We start from the raw sequence: 20234 nt of genomic DNA, 5'->3' as shown, positions 1-20234 counted from the left end.
GCCAGCGAAGCTAATCCTAGATCAAAAACCAGTTATATCAATTATTTCTTATTGATATGACTGGTTTTTTTTATTTCATCATTCACCTTGTCCCGTTTTTGGCCTGAGAAAATCCAGTGGCTGGCTGCTACTCATTCACACAGTTGTATTTAGCGATGCAAATGGCACGAGGCAATGTCAAAAGGTATAAAGTATTTTAAATCTTGTAGCAGGGGTGGGAATTATATGATAGGTACGAAGCAAACTAGGCTCGCAATTGATGTAGGCGGAACATTTACGGATGTTTTCGTTTTTGATGAAAGCACGAAGGAAATTTCCATTACGAAAACGTCGTCGACTCCTCTGAATCCAGAGGTCGGTATTTTGGATGGAATTGCGAAAGCGGAAATCGATTGTGAAAATATAAAAGTTTTTTCCCATGGTACAACAGTGGGCACCAATGCCTTGATTGAAAGGAAATTGCCAAAGACAGCATTGATCACATCCGCTGGATTTCGGGATGTATCGGAAATCCGCCGAGGAACCAAGCTTGAGTTATGGGATACATATGATGATGTAGCCAAACCGTATATTCAAAGAAGAGACCGTTTTGAAGTGGAAGAGCGCATCGATTTTGCAGGGAATGTCTTGACGGAAATCAATGAAGAGGAAGTACGGTCACTGGCAAGGAAATTAAAACGACGCGGTACCGAATCCATTGCGGTTTGCTTCATGAACTCGTATGTAAATGGAAGCAATGAAGCGAAAGTGAAACGAATCATCCAGGAGGAACTCCCGGATGTCTATATATGCATTTCAAGTGAAGTCCTTCCTGAGATTTTTGAGCATGAGCGCATGAGTACGACGATCGTCAATGCCGTTTTGGGACCGACTGTCAGCAACTATATTAAAACCCTTGAAGGTGAAATGAATAAACGGGGATATGAAGATGACATATTAGTGCTTCACTCAGGCGGAGGGGTGATGACATCCCAAACCGTTCCCCGTTATGCGGCAAGACTTGCAAGCTCCGGAATCGCTGCAGGTGCGATTGCCAGTAAACATATCGCCCAGCTTTGCGGCTTTAATAATGCCATTGGTCTGGATATGGGAGGTACGAGCACCGATATTTCCTTGATGCATGAAGGAGATTTACGGATTACTAAAGATTGGTATATCGAGTATGGATATCCGATTGGGTTCCCAAGTATCGAGATCTTGACGATAGGAGCAGGAGGCGGAAGCTTAGCTTGGGTGGATGAAGGCGGTTCTTTACGCAATGGCCCTCAAAGTGCAGGCGCGGTTCCTGGACCTGCTTGCTATAGCAGGGGAGGCGTGGAACCGACCAATTCCGATGCCAATATTGTTTTGGGACGACTTGGCACAAAGCTACTGGATGGACAAATGGAACTGGATAAACAAAAAGCGATTGAAGCCGTGGATAAGATCGCCAAGAAATTCGATTATACGATTGAAGAAGCGGCGAATGCTATCACACGTGTGGCCAATGCCAATATGTGTGATGCGCTAAGGCTGATTTCTGTCAGAAGGGGATACGACCCCCGCGACTTTGCACTTGTTGCTTTCGGTGGGGCTGGACCTTTGCATGGGGCATACTTGGCCAAGGAAATGGAAATCCCGACTGTCATCATCCCGCCGCATCCGGGTGTAGCCGCAGCAATGGGATGCTTGCTGGTCGATGTTCGTCATGATATATCCAAAACCTATGTCAAGAACGTCAAGGATGTATCGGTAAAGGATTTAGAGAAAGAATTCATCGAAATGGAAAAAGAGGCCGCTGAGTTATTGCAGGAAGAAGGGGTCGCTAAAGAAGCTTCTACATTGATGCGCTATATTGACATGAGGTATATGGGACAGTGGCGTTCATTGGCGATAGAAGTCGATTGCCCGATTTCTTCATTGGAAGAGACCCTTGACCGTTTCCATCAAGAGCATGAACGCGAATTTTCGTTCTCCGATAAAGAACAGACCGTGGAAATCTACGGGCTGCTCGTTACCGCTATCGGAACTGTGCCAAAACCTGAATTTCCGACTTATGAACCTGGGGGGACACTTGCTGATGCCTTGAAGGAAACGCGTGATGTCTATTTCGAAGAGGAAGGGTATGTTAATACGAACGTGTATAACCGGGAACTCATTCCGGCCTTTTCGGAAATCAAGGGCCCTGCCATCGTGGACCAGCTTGATACAACGACTGTCATTCCACCAAATTTCACGGCTAAAGTTGATAAATACAGAAACTTGATTCTTTCCCAAAATAAATAAAAAGAGGTGGATTTCATTGTCGAATAAACAATTGATTGACCAATCTGGAGTTGGAACAGGTTTAGATCCGGTGACATTTGAAGTGATAAAAAATGGCTTCGTTAACCTTGTAGATCAGATGGCTGAACAAATCCTTCGGACATGCTATTCCTTCGTCATTTATAATCGGGATTTCAGCTGTGCGCTTTGTGATGCAGAAGGAAATACAGTCATGCAAGGAACGCAGGATATTTCGGTCCATGTAGGCACACTGCATCTAACGGCAAAGGCGGTGCTAGAGGACTTCGAGGGTGATATCCACCCTGGGGACGTTTTCTTGGTCAATGATCCGTATCGGGGAGGTACTCATTTCAATGACACCCGGGTTCTCTTGCCTGTTTTTCATGAGAACAAGCTCATTGCGTTCATGCAGACGAATGGCCACTGGGCTGACATGGGCGGCTCGACACCCGGCTCCTTTGATATAAATGCCAAGGAACATTTCGGCGAGGGAGTAAGGATTCCGCCGCTCAGGATATATAGTAAAGGAACATTTTTAAAAGATGTGGTCAATGTGCTTGTTTCGAACATGCGCGTTCCTGAAGAACGTGTCGGCGATCTGCGTGCTCAAGTGGAAGCGGCCAAGGTAGGCGAGCGCCAGTTGTTTGCCATCATCGAGAAGTATGGAATCGATACGACTTTGTCTGCCTTTGCGGAAGTGCAGAATTATGTGGAGCGTTTGGCAAGGGCCAAGGTTGCAGCTTTACCGAATGGAACATGGGAGACCGTTGATTATATTGATATGGACCCGGAAGCCGGAGACGGTCTGATCCCGATCCGGGTTAAGATGACCATCACGGAAGACGAGATCCTTTATGATCTTTCTGGATCGCATTCTTATATCGGCTGCTTTTTGAATGCTGGTTTCGGAGCTTCTCTATCAGCGGCATACTCAGGAACCAAGACATTCTTTCCTGAAATACCCCTGAACTCCGGTTTTTATAGAGTGGTCAAGATCGAACTGCCGGAAAACTCCGTCGTCAATGCCCCGGCACCGATTGCCGTAACCGGTTTTTGTTCAGGGGCCTATGAAAAAATCATGAGTGCGTGCTTCGAACTCTGGTCTAACATCATGCCGGAAAGAGCGATCGCATGCTCATTTAACCTGGAGTATTTACTGATCGGCGGGTGGGACCAACGCCAGGAGCAGGATAAATACTTCATGTGGTACGACTGGATGGCAGGCGGACATGGAGGCCGCTATGATCGGGACGGTGTGAACGCCACTTCGCCGACATTCGGCTTGGGGCTCAGCGTACAGCCCTGCGAAGGGCAAGAAAGATTGTCGCCTGTAGTGACGATGAAGCATGAAATCATTACCGACTCTGCCGGGCCGGGTAAATACCGCGGCGGGTGCGGTGTAGAAAAGGGCGGTACACTCACGAATGTCAAAAACACCGTCATGTCCTATTGCTGTGACCGTTCCCGTTCAATAACATGGGGGATTTTTGGAGGGCTTCCTTCATCCCCGCATGGAGCATGGCTGAATCCGGGCAAGGAAGACGAACGATATTTAGGTGCGATTTTCTCCAATGTAAAAGTACAGCAAGGAGATTCCTTTGTACGACCATCAGCTGGGGGCGGGGGACTGGGAGATCCGCTTGAAAGAAGTCCCGAAGCTGTTTTAGAAGATGTTATCGATGAATATGTTTCAATCGAGCGGGCCAAAAAAGATTATGGAGTCGTGATCAAGGAAATCGATAAGGATCTTGATTTATTCGAAATAGATTTGGAAGCAACGGAACAAGCTAGGTCTTATATCAGGAACAATCGCAAACAATGGCTTGAGGAAAACATACAAAGCGTGGAAGATAAATTCGCCAATGGCGAGCTGGATAGTCTCGATGTCATTCGCCGGTACGGTGTCATAATCGATTATGCAACGAATAAAGCCTTGCCGGAATCAACAAAACAGTTCCGTGCATCCATGAAAACCCGTTCATTGGCTTATTGGAAATAACGTGAAACAGGTTCCGAATTCACTCGGAACCCCAGACTGCAGATCAACTCGAAAAAAAACGAGTTTGCCTGCAGTTTTTTTGTGGAAAAAAGATCCGGTTGATCCCAGAAAAATCCGCTCCCTTTCCGCCGACTGTCTGCCAAGCCTCCTCACCGCAAGCGGCTGCAGGGTCTCGGCTAGCCAGTTATTCGGCAGGAGTGTCGCAAATTTCTTCAATCTTTTAAGGGTTTCATTTGTATAAAATAGTAAAAAACATAACCAAAGGTTTCTTTTAAAATCATGGTTTGGAATTAGACCATTCCCTACCTCTTTTTGCCGCTACTTTCATGGTCCGTTGTACTTCATAATTGCTTTGATATCTTCCATGTTTCAAGTTTTCATCCTTCTATTTTAAAAAGACTGTAGGAGAAAGAGTTCGGAAAACGTATTTAAATAATGTTCTTGAACAAACTGACCTAAAGTATTACCTTCGACTCCAAGTATGATTTCCATCTGTATTTTGTAACAAAGTGCGACTCCCCGACCGCCCGCGGATAAGCGAGTGCCTGGAGCGGAAATCAACATCTCAATCGTGACATTCTTAATGGAAACCCATCAATTCCTTCACATGTTTACAATTATCTAGTGAAGTGAGCATTTCCAAGAGCGTAAAGGCAACATCGAATGCTGTGGATGGATTGTAGGATGTAATGATATTGTCCGTGACTACAATCGGTTCGTTCACGACAATAGCCCCAAAATCTTTTAGCTGCTCCTGTCTCTTACTGGTTGGGTGGTTGTATGTTGTGGCTTTTCTTCCATTCAATATCCCGCTTTTTCCTAGTGGGAGGGAACCTACACAAATGGTTGCGATGATTTTGTTCTTATTATGAAAATGCTTGATCACATCAAGAAACCTCTGATCATAGGCATCTTCATAGAAACCGGCTTCTTCAAAACCTCCTGGAATGGCCAGAGCATCGTAGTCATCAAGGTTCACTTGATCGAGGGTCAGTTCGGGCTGCACGATGAAATTCCAGGTGCATTTCAATCGTTCGTGAAGTCCCACCGTAACCAGGTCAGTGGTGCCATCACCCTCTAATTTATTCCACCCCAATACATCTGTAAACACACTTGCTTCAACCGCTTCGAATCCATTGGATAGCAGCATCAATACTTTTTTCATAACAGCATCCCCCTTATTTATATTTGAATTAATTATATAAAAAGTAAATTCCTTTATACATGTGATTAATTACGTATTCATCTCATTTCTTTTTATTTTATAATGTATTTGAAAGGATTCTGTTAATTATAAAAAGTGGGGGCGATTGAGATGGATCGAACGGATAAAAAAATACTTTCCTTGCTTGAGAATAATGGGCGCATGTCCATGAAAGAACTGGCGCAAGAAGTGTCCTTAACGGCACCAGCAACGAAAGAACGTGTGAATAAATTAGAGGAAAGCGGAGTGATAAAGGGGTATAAAACGGAAATATCACTTGAAAAACTTGATAGGAGCATTACGGCATTCATATTATTCGAAACGGATAGATGCAAAGATTTTTATCAATTTAGCTTGAGTCACCCGGAAGTACTGGAATGCCACCGGTTAGCCGGTCAATACAGTTATCTTATTAAAATAAGTACATATTCAATGGAAACGCTGGAGGACTTTGTCGATGAAGCCATTAAATACGGGAAATCCTCCACCCATCTGATTTTTTCTTCCGCATCGAAAAATGTTTTTTCAGGAGAGGAGATTTAACCAGCTTCAACACCTACTCTTTAATATATGAGCAATTAGCAGGAAAAAACTCCACACATATAGAAAGTAAATAGTAACAAAAATCACAGTTGGATGTTCAAAAAGGGAGTGGAGAAGAGTGAGTTTTGTTTATGATGAAGATAAAATAATGGAATTCCTTTTGCAGAATAAAAGTGAGTTTGAAGAATATCTTTTATCAGCAGCGGTCAATGTCAGGGATAAAATCGAAGAAATCCTTCTGATTGGAAATGTCGACCTTTTGAATAATGCACATAAGCTCGTCCGTTATATAGTGGAGCAGAATGAAACGGATTTGATTGCCTTTGCTGAACAAGAGGGAGTTACGTGGGCAACCCACTCCTTGACGCTTTCATTCAAGCTGGAATGGATTCAGGCCCTCCGCAGGACGCTTTGGACCTTTCTTTATAAGTTCGAACAAGAAAAGAAAGCGTTTATTGAGGATTCCAAGGTCTTTTTTGATTTAGAAAAAATAGTGAATGAAAAGGTTGATGAATTTCTTAAATCCTTTTTCGTCAGTTACTCCGATTACAAAGACAAATTGATTATCGCTCAGCAAAACTTGGTGGAAAATCTATCCGTCCCGATCATTCCCATCACTTCCACCACCTGTGTCCTTCCGTTAATTGGGACAATCGATTATTCACGAATACAGATAATAGAAGAAAAGGTATTGATGGAGATAGGTAAACTTCGGATACAAACCTTGATCTTGGATTTGTCTGGTATCATCGAAATCGAAGTTGAAATGATCACTGATTTGATGAAAATCCTCGATGGAACGGCAATGATGGGGTGTAAAGCTGTGGTGACTGGATTACGCCCAGAGGTTGTTACGAAAATGATCCGTTCAGGGATTCAGCTCGATAATAAAGCAGAAACAAAGGGTACGCTGCAGCAGGCATTGAAGGACTATCTTGTAGTCACCTAAATCGTGAAGGGGAGTCGCCATGTTTTGGTGACTTTTTTTTGTAGGTAATTTGGAATATAAAGGAATACATTTTGCAATTTTATCCTACTAAAATAAGTAAATGGAATGGGGGAAGGATGCTCCGGACAGAACCGAATCTTGGTACCGGAAATTCGCACCCTTTCCGCCGACTGACTATTATAGGTAGGAGTGTCGCGAATTTCTTCAGGTGCAACCTTCCAAAGAAGTTGGTTTCACTTCAGCAAGGAATAGACATATGTATCATGAGGGATCCCGTTTTGGTAAATATAACTCCTTAATACTCCTTCCTGGATGAAACCCAGCTTAAGCAAGAGCTCACTTGATGGTTGATTTTCCAAAAAAACGACCGCGCCGATACGGGTTAAATCAAGGTCGGTGAAACCGTAGGCTATAGCTTTCTTAAGCGCTTCTGACGCAAATCCTTTGCGCCAATGTGCTGGATGGATTTCATAACCGATTTCCGCCCGTCTGTATTTGGGACTGTGGGCATGAAAACCGATGGTGCCAATCAATTCCTGTGTATCTTTTCTTTCAATTCCCCATCGAATGGCTCGTTTTTCATGATAGTTTTTCGCAAAGGCTGCTACAATATCCTTGGCCTGTTCGACATTTTCCAATGAATCCTGTCCATAAAAGCGGGTGACTTCATCTTTTGATAAGCATTGGAAAAGAGCTTCCGCATCACTTTCACGAATTTCCCGTAAGCGTAACCTTTCCGTGTTCAATACAGGAAACATTTTTTTCCCTCCTCATAAATCAGTTTTCTATCTATTCGGTCTCGATAAAGGTTTTTCCTTTATTATGAAGTGCTTATTTTACCGGTATTATCGGTGGTAATCGGACAAGCTAACATTAGTTCAACTAAAAAAACATTGGATGAAGGGGAGATAGATCATGGGAAAAAAACATCGCAACCGCATCGCTTCACCAAAAAAGAATAACCATATACCGAAAGCGGATATCATTGCAGAACATGAAGCACACGGTAAGGAATATTCTGCAAATAAACGAAAGAACGGTCCTGGTTCCAATACAGATTGAGTAAACATAGTGACCGCTCCTGCCTTTAATGGCTGGGCGGTCTTTTGTGTTTCTTGCCATCAAAGGGTCCATCCTATATCTTAAAGAATGAAGAAACATTGAAGGGAGTTAGGATGATGAAAGCACTTGTCTTTGATGATTTCGGCGGGCCGGAAGTTCTGTCTGTAAGGGAAATTGCAGAACCTGAACGTTCAAAATCAGCCGTGATCGTTCGAATGAAAGCAATTGGGTTGAATTTTGCTGATGTATATAGAAGGAAAGGGAATTATCATTTGGTGGGTGATCCCCCCTTCATTCTAGGGTATGAAGGGGCAGGGGTCATCGAATATGCCGGGGAAGATGTCCATCATGTGAAAGCAGGAGATCGTGTCGGGTTCGCTGATGTTCCCCATGCCAATGCGGAGCTGGTTTCAGTTCCAGCTGAAAAACTATTGCCGCTGCCTGAGGGCATTACCTTTGAAACGGCCGCTTCCGTTTTACTTCAAGGATTGACTGCCCAATATTTAACGCATGACAGCCATCGAGTTAAAGAAGGGGAAACCATTCTGGTCCATGCCGCTGCAGGCGGAGTCGGTCAATTACTGACACAGATGATCAAGATGAAGGGCGGTCAGGTCATTGGCTTGACCTCATCAAATGATAAAGCGGCTGTTGCCAAACAAATGGATGCGGATCATGTTTTCCTTTACGGATCGGACTGGGTGGAGTCCATTAAGGATGTTACCGGCGGTAAAGGCGTTGATGTCGTTTATGAATCAGTGGGCCAAACCTTGATGGATAGTTTCCGTGCGACCAAGACTGGAGGAACTGTCGTATTCTTTGGGATGGCAGGCGGTGATCCTGAGAAAATCGATCCCAGGATGTTAATGGATACATCCAAGGCATTAATAGGCGGAGACCTTTGGAACGTCCTGACTACCCATGAAGAACGGACAAGAAGAACAGCAGAGCTGTTCCAATGGATTCTGTCAGGGGAAATCCACATCAAAGAACCGACTCTTTTTTCGTTGGAAAATGGGGCGGGTGCACATCGACTTCTTGAAAGCAGGAAAAGTTCGGGGAAACTATTATTAATACCATAACAAATCATGAGGGCTTTCCATTCTAAATGGGGGCCTGTTTGTCTGCCGAGATTCAACCCCTTATTCATACTGATGATTAAAACCTTTTTCAGTTCCTTTATATAAACCCATGCTTAGACCCTTGGAATAACTCCATAATAAATGCCCCTGCCATTACAAGTGTTATGGCCTGCAGTCAAAACAACTTGCTTCCTAAGTCCCCCTATCCACAAAAGCCATATGCAATACACGAGTCCAGAGGAGAAATCCACAGTGCGCCAATCACCAAACCACAATCGTCATTCTGCAATTCACAGTCGGCATTTGTTACAAGCAAAAAAAAGAGAACGGATCCGTTCTCTTGGAAAACATATTCATTTTAAGACGAAATGGAGAGAACATCGAGACGCTCCTTTTGGATCGCGAAATAGGATTGGAGGGTTTCCTTTTTCTTTGTGAGAGGGAAGTTCCGGACGTCCGGGGCCACTGCATGATTGCCGAATTGGAGAAGCAAGGTCAACAGCCTGTCCAGCTGGCCATATGCATCGTTTCTAATGCGGGCCATATATTCGGCCGCGACCTGTTTATTTTCGGTATTTTTCCCTTTTCCTTCCGCACGGAATTCATCGGTCACTGTCTTTACACGGGAAATGAGCCATGTTTCGCACCAGTCGTTTAGCACATGGCGGATGAAGTCCGCTTGATGGTATTTACGGAGAATGGGCTCGATATGTTCATCCATTTCCAAATCATTCACTTCCCGGCGGAGAGCTTTCTCGGAGATGTTTCTATGAAAATGGTCGCGTTCAAGCAGGCTTTTGATGGATTCTGCCTGGTGGGCATACTTGACCATCTGTTCCAATGCTTCATTGTACATGATTTTGCTTAAATAAGCAGAGGCTTGTTTTGGGGCAAGAAGCAACTGCTTATTGGCAGGTAGAGCCTGGCCAAATTTCTTAAGGGAATGAGAATAGATGAAACGGGCTAACTTCTGCAGTTCCTTTTGGATATCATGGGAGATGTTCGCCGCTTCTTGCAGAAATGAACGGAAAATATATTTGCCGACCCGTTCCAATTCCCTGCATACAGAATCATTGATATGCCCAAGGTAGCCAGAGTTAAAAATCGTTCTCCGCAACAATGTCCGTTCCGCCCTATTTTCCTTATACTCATCCAAGACGCCTTCGGTAAAGTTGAATACCAGAACTTCTTTTTTTGAAAAAGCCCTGCTCGCAAAAGAAATCTTTACGATATGGCCTAAAGCGTCATGGATTGCAGCGACTGCATCCAATAAGCGCTGCCTTGTGAATGTCGAGCGGGAATCAGGAACGATTTCATGATAATCGAACAGTACTTCTTCAGACTTCAAAACGGACATCCGGAAGGCACCCATAAGCAGCAGCCGTTTTCCATGAATCGTTAGGGCTTTGAAAGCAGGACTATAAAAGAAACGGTACTTTTTGCAATAACGGTCCGTCTTCCTGTTATAGCCAAGATTACTTGCAGGACCAAGGTTAAACTTGTACAAAACATCTTCACCTAGATGAACAGGCACAAACACTTTTTTTAGTGATCCTTGTGGTGCGGTGAATTTATGGATGATCTGCCTTAAGTACTTTTCTGTCGTTCCGACTCCCCGGGCCATCATATGAAGCGGGCTCTGAATGACCCCATCCCAATCACTGTGGAGCAAGGCGTACAAACACGTATCGAATTCAGTGGAGGATACATTTCTTAATAGGTATCGGTATGTTTCTTCATAAATCATAAGGCTTAGCCCCCTTTGGCATCGATTCTTTTCTAGAGTCTATATAAACATTGAATCGGAAAAAGTAGCATCGGTGGAGCAAATAGTTTTGACGTAATTTCGCTAGATTTAAAAATAGTAAATTAGTTGCACAAAAGTGGTAAAATGGGTAAATAGGAACATACATGACAAGGAGAGATTTTTCAAACCATGATACTTTCACTACTCGGTTTCATCTTAAAAGGAATTTTAATGAAAATACCATTTGCCATATTGGGACTTTCCTTGATTCCGCAGAGATGGACGAATGCCATCACCAAAAAAGATATACCTTTTTTCGTAGAACAAGTGCTGAGACTTTTAGTTTCTGCTGCGATATTGTTTTTCGTTATCGATATCATGCTGCTGGATCTTACTGCCGCTGCATTCTTTTCAAGTTTTGCCATTATTCTCGGGCTTATTCTCATCATCGATTCAAGCATGTATATGTACAGGGCCACTGAATCTTCAAGCACCCGACGGAATCGGAGGGGAAATGAAGCGGCAAAGCAGCCAAAAACACCTTGGAACGTACATTTCAACAGTTTGATGGGTGTCGTGTTGATTGCCGCATGGGTCAGCATGCTGTTTTACCCGCTCACTTTTGCCGCAGATCTGCATGGATTGGCGAAGGTCGATAAGAAAAAAGAGCTGGAAGAAGTTCAAGATATAAAAACCATGCCGCTCGTTACAGTGAAAATGGCTGACGCAAAAGGCGATGCAGCGATTAATAAAATAGAAAATGCATCATATTTCACTGAAGGCGAATACCGTCTGACCAATATCAATGATGAATTGGCTTATACATCACCCATTGAAATGGACGGGTTTTTAAAAGCCGGGAAAGCGGAATACACGCCAGGTTATAATCTGATTTCCGCCATATCGACGGATAAAGGGGCAAGTACTGTCAAAGGGAAGATGCTGTATGCTCCCTCACAGTACCTTGTTCACGATTTGGAAAGGACCATCCGCAAGGCATATCCGAATAAAATCATCCATGATTCATATTTGGAACCGAACGAAGATGGAAAGCCCTTCTTCGTAGCTTCAGTCGGACATTATTTGAAATACCGCAGCGGTCCCGTGGTGGACGGGGTGGTATTGGTGAATCCGGAAACGGGTGACACGAAATACTATCCAAAAGGAAAAGAACCTAAATGGGTAGATCGGACATTCACATTGGAAACAGCCCTGGAATATTGGACTTACTGGGGAAAATATGTTCACGGTTGGAAAAACCAGTCCCTGATTGGGCCGAAGAAAGATGTCCTGATTCCTAATGAGGATAATATGCAGGTTACGTTTAACGAAAAAGGAGAATTGATTTATGTAGTGGACTTTACCCGGGCTAAATCAAAAGGCAACTCCAAAACCCTTGTAGGTTATGGTGTTTTCAATGCCAAAACCGGTGAAATGACGTACTACAAAGGCGTCACGTCCGTTCTGACCGGAAAGGAAGCAAAATCCAACGCCAATGCGAGTGAGTTTTTGTCCAAATATCCAGGCTGGAAAGCCACTAATGGAATTTTCTATACGATCTACGGTGCTCCCACATATGTGATTCCGGTTACAAAGGGCAGCAAGTTCCAAGGTGTGGCGATCGTTTACGCCAATAGCGATAATCCCCAAGTGGTCTTTGGGAAAACGAAAGACGAAGCTTTCCGCAATTATAAAAAGCTGATTGCCTCATTAGGGAAAGTAAGCGGTGTAACGCCTCAAAAAGGATTTGAGATGAAAGAAATAAAGGGGAAGGTAATGAGGATCAATGATGCCAATCTCTCGAATGGATACGTATTCCATTTAATCGTCGAAGGCAATGCCAAGAGGTTCTCGGTGGACCCAGGTGTCAATGCGCTATCTGATGTGGTGTTGACGAATGTAGGGGACCGGGTTGTGCTGAAGGTGATGGATATGGAAGAAGGCATCGTTCCAGTCGATGAATTCACTAATCTGGATTTGCCAAAGAAATGATAATGGACCGTGGACATATACACTTTCCATCTCCAATATAAGCATGAAAAAAAGCATTGTTATCCACAATGCTTTTTTCATGCTTTCGAATGATTGTCATGATAAGTCCGATAAATTGAATGAATGGATGGATTCCATATAATATCCCTTTTGAATGACGGCTTTTATGGCAAAGTGCCCATTTAACCGTTTCCGCACGCGATACAGAAGTGAAGCGATTTCCTCTGCCGTCACAATTTGCTCGGGATCCCCGACCCGCTCTGGCCAGACTTGCTGGACAATTTCTTCCTTTGAAATAAGGTTGTCCAAATTTTCATATAGCAGTTTAAAGCAATTGAATTCCTTGGTCGGCATTTTAATGGGTGCTTCTTCATTGATGATCACGGTCTGAAGGTGCTCATTGATAGCGACGGTTTGCAGGAATTCGGCGGGGTTCACCGGCGTGAAATCCATTGTTAAATCGTTGTCGATGGAGATTATGAATTCAATCAATCCATTGACCAACGTAATCGAATCCCCCGGTTCAATGTGACAGGGATTGCCCGGTACAAGCGGCATCTGGTTCACGGAGGTGCCGTGTTTGCTTGCCAAATCTTCAATGAGGAGCTGCCCTTCCTCCATATAAATCCGGCAATGTTCCCTGGAAACAAAGTCATTGTAAAGCCTGAAATCAGCTTTGGAGTGCTGGCTTGCCCGGCCTATCAGCAGGCTTTTCCCTTCATATACATAGGCGAATTCCTCGGTTTGGCCTTTGTGCATGGTCCTCAATACAACCTTGAAAGTTTTATAGATCATTCACTTCATACCCCTTAAAAAATCTGAAAATTTAAATTATTTTCATGAATTTATCATTTTGGCTACATGGCTGTTTAGTGGGTTCAATTTTATAATTATAAATTATCAGTCGCTTACTTACTAACGAAAAATGAAAAAAATCCAATTAGGCACACAGCCATTATAACAAAGAGGAACGAAGGATGAAGAAGAAACTCTATTTTTGCTGATGTTCGCTTTGACTGTGGGAGAAGTGGTTCCTCAAAGCCGGCCAGGCAGCACCGGAAGAAGTTTGCGATGAAAATGTACCTTACGCTTGTGGAAAAGGAGTTGACCAAAGGTGAGTATGTGGAGAGATAGGATAAATGCCTTCAGCATCCTGCTGATGATCATCAGTATGATCGTATATATTATTTTTCCCCAGCCCTTTACCCTCATTCTGTACTGTATATTTGGCATTGCCTTTATCAGCCTGACTTTACTGAATTAAGCATATCCTTGAATGGGTGGAGGATGGAACCAATAAGAGGAGAAGAAACTAGCCTGCCGAATCAATGGCAGGCTTTTTTGATGCATAATGTTTCATAATGGAATTGTAACTATTTGCATCTTAGGAAAAGAAGCAGGAACCTAGAGGGTGCCTACTTGAGTTTATAGGCAAATGGAATAAAATTGATTGGAACGGAAGGCGCGAGACTTCTGCGGGATAAGCGTCGAGGGAAGGCACCGCAGGAGTAAAGCGAGTGCCTGGAGTTGAATGATTTTCATCGGATTTGTCTGCAGTATGAAGCAGGAACCCATTAAGGGTACCTGCTTTATTTCATTCTAAGGAACCGCAATCGGTTTATGAAATCCCGGTACGTAATGGATTTAACACGACTTTAAAAGAGCCATTTTTATGCAAAAAAGGTATAATTAATTGTTAGAAGCAGACATTAAAAAATGGACTGCAACTTAGTTTTATCGCGTGTTTTAACTGAATCTTGAGCGAAATATCTTTTATAAAAAAGTCAAAATAAGAAAAGGAGAAACCATGACTAATGAAACAGGATGGAATTTAGACAATAGCTATGCACGTCTACCGGAAAAGTTTTTCACGAGCACGAACCCGACTCCTGTACGTTCACCGGAGTTGATCATTCTCAATGAGGGTTTGGCGGATTCTCTTGGTTTGGACGTGAAGTCGCTGCAAAGCGAAGATGGTGTGGCGGTGTTTGCCGGAAACGAGATCCCGCAAGGTGCTTCGCCTCTTGCGCAAGCATATGCTGGGCATCAATTCGGTCATTTTAACATGTTAGGGGACGGCCGGGCGATATTGCTTGGCGAGCAGGTGTTGCCAGAAGGCGGGAGGGTCGATATCCAGCTGAAGGGTCCTGGAAGAACGCCATATTCCCGCGGGGGCGATGGCCGGGCTGCACTTGGACCGATGCTGCGCGAATACATCATCAGCGAGGCGATGCACGGGCTCGGCATTCCTACCACCCGAAGTCTGGCAGTGGTGACGACCGGTGAAACGGTGATCCGTGAAACAGGGCTGCCTGGTGCCATCATGACCCGTGTGGCTTCGAGTCATCTTCGTGTCGGAACTTTTCAATTTGCTGCAAAATGGGGCACGATCGAGGAACTACGGACACTTGCCGATTATGCCATTGAGCGTCATTTTCCAGACATTGCAGCAGATGAAAGCCGTTATCTTTCACTGCTGCAGGAAGTGGTCAAGCGTCAGGCTGAGCTCATTGCCCAATGGCAGCTGGTCGGCTTCATTCATGGAGTGATGAACACCGACAATATGACGATCAGCGGGGAAACCATTGATTATGGCCCTTGCGCCTTCATGGATGCCTATGACCCTGCAACCGTATTCAGTTCAATTGATAGGCAAGGCCGCTATGCCTATGGTAACCAGCCGGTAATTGGGGGCTGGAATCTTGCACGGTTCGCTGAATCCCTATTGCCGCTGTTGCATGATGACGAGGATCAGGCCGTTACACTGGCCCAGGATAAGATTTCCGTTTTTAATGATCTGTATCACTCCAATTGGTTAGCGGGAATGAGGGCGAAACTGGGGATATTCAACGAAGAGACTCAGGATGAAGCCCTTATTAATGGCATCCTCAGTATGATGAAGAAGCATGGTGCCGACTATACCAATACTTTCCGAGCTCTGACCTTTGATAAAAAGGAGGATACGGTCCTTTTCGGGACACCGGAATTCGCCCAGTGGCAGGAGCTTTGGCAGGCGAGGCTAGGGAGGCAGAAGGAATCGAAAGAGTCTTCGAATCAGTTGATGCTGAACAGCAATCCTGCAGTGATTCCGCGGAACCACCGGGTGGAAGAGGCGTTGGAGGCGGCAGTGGAACAAGAGGACTACAGCGTGATGGAACGGCTGTTGGATGTTCTTGCAAATCCTTATGCACACTGCGAAAAACAAGCAGAATACGCCGCTCTGCCTGAGTCAACAAAACCTTACCGGACTTTTTGCGGTACCTGATCATAAAACATGCATGGAGATAATGTAAGAGCTCCCGCGATTGAAGTCGATTCTTCGTCAACTTCAATTGCGGGAGCCCTTTTTGTGTTCATCAGTAAAAAAGTTTTGTTTGAAGAATGTCCAGGGCACGGTCAATCTCCGCTAAATCTTCCTTTGATGCATGTTGCAGCCGGCTTTGAAAACGGGATTCCACGATTGCAAAAGCCTCGTTCATCATCATTTCCCCTTCTTTGGAGAGGCGGATGTATTGTTTCCGTCTATCTTCCGAATCACTTATTTTTTCAATTAAATTCTTTTCGCTTAATTTTTTCAGTTCACGGCTCGTGTTAGGCATGGAGATATGATGACAGTCACTGATTTCACTTGGTGTGACAGGCTGACTGACGGTTATATATTCAAGGATTTTATATTGTACCGGCGTGATGGAATCGGATTTGGCGTTTTGTGTCAATTCGTGTGTCACTTGATGTAAGGAAGTTGTAAATGTGACCATTTTTTCAAAAAGAGCTTTTTTGTCCATAACTTTCACCTCTTACTGAGAAGATATCAAAAACATTATCAAATTACAATTATCATTTGACAACAAAAAAGATGGTGTTATATGATTGTTATCAAATGATAAGTAAATAGGGGGTACGTCATGAACATGCTGGTCATCTACACATATCCAAATCATAAAAGCCTAAGCCATGCTTTTTTAGAAAAAGTCGTCAAGGGAAGTAAGGAGAACCCGAACATAAAGGGGCTGCAGGTCTTGGATTTATATGAAGAGGGCTTCAATCCGCTCTTGGAGTTCAATGAGCATAAACGAAGGCGTGAAATGCATCGTGATCCTCAGTTTGAAAAATATAGAAATCAAATTAATTGGGCCGACAAGATTGTCTTTGTTTATCCGATCTGGTGGGGGAGGCCACCGGCCATGCTGATGGGATACATCGATCAATTATTTTCTGCAAATTTTGCCTACAGGGATAAAAAGGGCTTGTTCCCGGAAGGCCTTCTGAATGGAAAGTCGGTCGTATGTGTGTCCACGATGAAGGGACCTGCAAAGTATCCGCTTCTCTGGTTGAATGATGCGCATAAAATATTGATGAAAAGAGCACTATTCAATTTTGTCGGGATCAAGAAAGTGAAGTTTTTCGAATTCGGTAATATGGAAAGCCCAAAGGGGAAACAAACGCAAAAGCTAGAAAAGGTTTATCGGTATTTCAGGAAGGTGGCTAGCTAAGTTTTTACGGGATTAAAGAAGAACCCCATTCATGCATAATGAATGGGGGGTGGCCGTATTCATGGTTTTGTTTTCACGATCCTCCATTTGTTCTTGATGAGGGTAAGGATCGTACAAATCAACAGGATCGTCAATGAAGCCAATCCGCTGAACCATATGCTTTGGAATTCACTTACATGAGGCTGGATGATGTATGAAGCCACAATCGCCAGGACCGCGCTTATCGGTATGTAATCAGCGACTTTTCCTTTACTGAATACGATAACCAGGATTGGAGCCAGCAAAGCCGAATATATATTGCCTGAATAAAATAAGAGCTCCAATAGGTTTGGGGAATAGAAGAGTGTAGCAACGAAAACCAATCCTCCAATACAGATCGAAAGCAGGCAGGCCATCCTTATTTTTTGCTGGTCGCTTTTTTCTGTTTGTAATGGTTCAAGAATATTGGCTACGATCAGGCTTACCAATGAATGCAGGCAGGCACCGAATGTTGAGGTGATTGCACTGATGGCGCAGAGCACAAAAAGGATGAAAAAGAATGGTGTCGTTATTTTATTTGCCAATCCAGCCAGAATCGAGTGTATATCAGTGAAGCCGCCCGTAAAGATTACCATGATGAACAGGGATGAAAAGGAGAGCGGGAATATGATCCATATAAGGCCGGATAAAGAGAATGTCAATCGAACCTTTTTCATTTCTATCATGAATAATCGCTGCCACGAAGTCAGGTCAAAGAAAAACTGGCCGAACCCGACAAGAAGTCCTGCAAAAAGAAAACTCCATAGATCATACTTATTGATTACGAGCATGTATGGATGGTATAAACGAATCCCATCATAAACAGGCTGAATCCCTTCCTTGACGAAAAAGTATAAAGGAATCAAGATAACTGCGGCAAACATGGATATGACCTGAAAAGCGGCGAATCCATGAATGAGCTTTAACCCGCCGAATCCAGCATAAAGGACACAGAAAGCGAAAAAAAAGAACAGCCCGACATAGAGGGGCGTATCGAAAAGAAACTGACATAGGGTGGACGCGGCCATTCCCTGAATGAATAAAATGTGTAAGCTGGTTATGACCAGGATCACGATCAATATCCAATATCCGAGGGGATGGAGCCGGGCTTTTAAATAGTCCCCGATGGTCAAGCCCTCGGGGAAATCCTGCCGGACCCTCTTCCCGATGAGGCTGAACATGAACAGGGCGATCGCTCCCATCAGGGCGTATCCGATCCCTCCGAAAACTCCATACTTCACCATCGATTCAGGGGAGGATAATATTGTGGTGCCTGTCACCCAGCGTGCCAGGAGGGAGATGATCCCCAAGCCCATCCCGATTTGAATGGGACCTTGTACGTATTCTTGAAATGTACGTGATCGCAATGTTCATTTTCCTTTCTCGCGGAACTCCTTGGGCGTGATTCCCTCTATCTTCCGGAATAAAGTGCTGAAATAATGCTGGCTATTGAAACCCGATTTTTCAGCGACGTCTGATATGCTCCAGCTGGTGTTATTGGTCAAGGCCCTTTTTGCGGCCTTTATTCTATAGTGCATTAAATATTCCGAAAACGAAGTGCCGACTTCTTCATGGAATTTCCTGCTTAAATAAGTCGGATTGGTATGCACTTCACGGGCGATGTCCGAAAGGGAGAGTTTTTCGGCATAGTTTTCATGAATGAATGAAAGCGAATGGTGAATAAGTGTTGAATAGTTATGTGAAGATTCCCTTTTGTCATACTTGGCAAGGACTTTATGCAAATCACTTTCGATTACAGGTTTCGTTAAATAATCAACCACGCCTATCCTGATGGATTGCTGGGCATAATCGAAACTTTGATGCGCGGTCACCATGATGATTTCGACTTCTTTGTTCAGTGCCCTTAGGTCTTCACCAAATTCAAGACCCGATCGCCCCGGCAGATTAATATCCAGGAAAGCGAGGTTGATTTTATGATTTTGGTTGAGGGTCAGTGCCTGACAGGCATCAGCAGCTTTGTGAAATTTCCAAAAAGGGTATATGGACTGAATCATATATTCCATTTGTTCAAGGACCAATGGTTCGTCATCAACTAATAATACATTCATTCCTCCGCCTCCTCCATTTTCCTATCAAAAACCAGCGGCCATGATACCTCTACCTTTGTTCCCGATTCATTGGAAGCTATATGCAATTGTGCACGGTCATTGAAATACAAATATAAACGTTTTTGGATATTATCGAGGCCATGGCCGCCATCGTCCGTAACGGAAGATTCATTTCCCATCAATCCATTATCCGCCACTTCCAGATACACCATCTGCGATTCCAGATAGAACCGAATATGCAGCAGGGCTTCACCCACTTTTTTTTCCAACCCGTGTTTAAATGAATTCTCCACCAAGGTCTGGAGAATGAAGGGGGGGACCAGTGCGGTTGATAACGGTTCCGGGCACTCCATATCAATCTTGAGCCGATCGCCGAAGCGAAGGGTCTGGATGTCGAGATAATGCTGGGTATACTGGATTTCCTGGGAAAGGGGGATCAATGGTTCCGATGCTTTATACTTGAATTTCAGGAATTGCGAAAAAGCCTCTAAGGCCCGTATCAATTCTGCCGTCCTGTTCAGGCGGGCCAAGCCCAGAATGACATTCAGTGTATTAAACAAAAAGTGCGGCTGGATCTGCTGGTTCAATTTATTATATTGCGCTTCTTGCAGTGCTTGCTCCAGGCGGATCTCCTTGTTTTTATTTTCAAGAAGATCGATCCTTTTCTCGAATATGAATAGAAATAAAAGAGCGATAGCTCCCATGATGGGAGCTAAAATGAAGAGCATGATAATTAACGTGAATCCCTCGTAACTTAGCATGGAGAACCTCTGCTTGTTATATTTTTAAATAACTTGAATGATTCTGTTTA

The 20234-nt window shown here is 44.0% G+C and carries 17 protein-coding genes; 9 read left to right on the top strand and 8 right to left on the bottom strand.

Translation table 11 applies throughout. The features are described from left to right. The first annotated feature begins 225 nt into the window (after positions 1-225). Entirely contained in the window at positions 226-2265 is a 2040-nt protein-coding gene (locus tag NYE65_RS07725; protein ID WP_323602779.1) for a hydantoinase/oxoprolinase family protein, read from the top strand. A 16-nt stretch (positions 2266-2281) separates the two neighbouring features. Continuing rightward, the gene (locus tag NYE65_RS07720; RefSeq protein WP_328136114.1) at positions 2282-4264 is read left to right on the top strand and encodes a hydantoinase B/oxoprolinase family protein; all 1983 of its coding nucleotides are present in this window, start codon (positions 2282-2284) and stop codon (positions 4262-4264) included. Positions 4265-4844: 580 nt separating this feature from the next. On the opposite strand, the gene NYE65_RS07715 is transcribed toward NYE65_RS07720, so the two are convergent. Continuing rightward, the gene (locus NYE65_RS07715) at positions 4845-5429 is read right to left on the bottom strand and encodes a DJ-1/PfpI family protein (RefSeq protein ID WP_328175926.1); all 585 of its coding nucleotides are present in this window, start codon (positions 5427-5429) and stop codon (positions 4845-4847) included. Positions 5430-5579: 150 nt separating this feature from the next. On the opposite strand from NYE65_RS07715, the gene NYE65_RS07710 reads away from it, so the two are divergent. Both NYE65_RS07710 and NYE65_RS07705 read left to right on the top strand, forming a co-directional pair. Then, positions 5580-6011: an Lrp/AsnC family transcriptional regulator gene (locus NYE65_RS07710; protein ID WP_034304284.1), complete on the top strand. Its 432-nt coding sequence runs from the start codon at positions 5580-5582 to the stop codon at positions 6009-6011. Between the two features lie 118 nt (positions 6012-6129). After that, positions 6130-6960 carry an STAS domain-containing protein gene (locus tag NYE65_RS07705; protein WP_445670405.1) on the top strand — a complete coding sequence of 277 codons (831 nt, stop codon included), beginning with the start codon at positions 6130-6132 and terminating at the stop codon, positions 6958-6960. 233 nt (positions 6961-7193) lie between these two features. Here NYE65_RS07705 and NYE65_RS07700 read toward each other — a convergent pair whose 3' ends face one another. Continuing rightward, complete coding sequence (locus tag NYE65_RS07700; RefSeq protein WP_340860320.1) at positions 7194-7718, bottom strand: GNAT family N-acetyltransferase; 525 nt, start codon at positions 7716-7718, stop codon at positions 7194-7196. Positions 7719-7875: 157 nt separating this feature from the next. On the opposite strand from NYE65_RS07700, the gene NYE65_RS07695 reads away from it, so the two are divergent. Next, on the top strand, positions 7876-8022 hold the full coding sequence (locus tag NYE65_RS07695) for a hypothetical protein (RefSeq protein ID WP_100298038.1): 147 nt from the start codon (positions 7876-7878) through the stop codon (positions 8020-8022). A 116-nt stretch (positions 8023-8138) separates the two neighbouring features. Next, positions 8139-9104 carry a quinone oxidoreductase family protein gene (locus tag NYE65_RS07690; protein WP_340860316.1) on the top strand — a complete coding sequence of 322 codons (966 nt, stop codon included), beginning with the start codon at positions 8139-8141 and terminating at the stop codon, positions 9102-9104. Positions 9105-9462: 358 nt separating this feature from the next. On the opposite strand, the gene NYE65_RS07685 is transcribed toward NYE65_RS07690, so the two are convergent. Next, complete coding sequence (locus tag NYE65_RS07685) at positions 9463-10851, bottom strand: hypothetical protein (protein WP_340860315.1); 1389 nt, start codon at positions 10849-10851, stop codon at positions 9463-9465. Positions 10852-11082: 231 nt separating this feature from the next. Between NYE65_RS07685 and NYE65_RS07680 the strand changes: the two genes are divergently transcribed. Beyond that, positions 11083-12843 (top strand): hypothetical protein, encoded by a 1761-nt coding sequence (locus tag NYE65_RS07680; RefSeq protein ID WP_340860314.1) that lies wholly within the window; start codon positions 11083-11085, stop codon positions 12841-12843. 96 nt (positions 12844-12939) lie between these two features. On the opposite strand, the gene NYE65_RS07675 is transcribed toward NYE65_RS07680, so the two are convergent. Further along, positions 12940-13638, bottom strand: coding sequence for an FHA domain-containing protein (locus NYE65_RS07675; protein WP_268938455.1), 699 nt, complete (start codon positions 13636-13638; stop codon positions 12940-12942). Between the two features lie 1012 nt (positions 13639-14650). Between NYE65_RS07675 and NYE65_RS07670 the strand changes: the two genes are divergently transcribed. Beyond that, the gene (locus NYE65_RS07670; protein WP_340860312.1) at positions 14651-16108 is read left to right on the top strand and encodes a protein adenylyltransferase SelO; all 1458 of its coding nucleotides are present in this window, start codon (positions 14651-14653) and stop codon (positions 16106-16108) included. Positions 16109-16199: 91 nt separating this feature from the next. Here the strand turns inward: NYE65_RS07670 and NYE65_RS07665 are convergent, their stop codons facing one another. Next, the gene (locus tag NYE65_RS07665; RefSeq protein WP_340860310.1) at positions 16200-16628 is read right to left on the bottom strand and encodes a MarR family winged helix-turn-helix transcriptional regulator; all 429 of its coding nucleotides are present in this window, start codon (positions 16626-16628) and stop codon (positions 16200-16202) included. A gap of 120 nt (positions 16629-16748) precedes the next feature. Between NYE65_RS07665 and NYE65_RS07660 the strand changes: the two genes are divergently transcribed. After that, a complete protein-coding gene (locus tag NYE65_RS07660) occupies positions 16749-17336 on the top strand; it encodes an NAD(P)H-dependent oxidoreductase (RefSeq protein ID WP_340860309.1) in 588 nt (195 codons plus the stop codon). 59 nt (positions 17337-17395) lie between these two features. Here NYE65_RS07660 and NYE65_RS07655 read toward each other — a convergent pair whose 3' ends face one another. From NYE65_RS07655 to NYE65_RS07645, 3 genes are read right to left on the bottom strand one after another with little or no spacing between them, the layout of a single operon-like run. Further along, a complete protein-coding gene (locus NYE65_RS07655; protein ID WP_340860308.1) occupies positions 17396-18721 on the bottom strand; it encodes a transporter in 1326 nt (441 codons plus the stop codon). A 3-nt stretch (positions 18722-18724) separates the two neighbouring features. Continuing rightward, positions 18725-19423, bottom strand: coding sequence for a response regulator transcription factor (locus tag NYE65_RS07650; protein ID WP_057278356.1), 699 nt, complete (start codon positions 19421-19423; stop codon positions 18725-18727). After that, positions 19420-20184: a sensor histidine kinase gene (locus NYE65_RS07645; protein ID WP_034304264.1), complete on the bottom strand. Its 765-nt coding sequence runs from the start codon at positions 20182-20184 to the stop codon at positions 19420-19422. The genes NYE65_RS07650 and NYE65_RS07645 overlap by 4 nt, the downstream gene beginning before the upstream one ends. Positions 20185-20234 lie beyond the last annotated feature (50 nt).

It is taken from the genome of Peribacillus sp. FSL R5-0717 (assembly GCF_038002945.1).
Classification (GTDB): domain Bacteria; phylum Bacillota; class Bacilli; order Bacillales; family DSM-1321; genus Peribacillus; species Peribacillus frigoritolerans.
This window is presented reverse-complemented; position numbering and strand designations above follow the sequence as displayed.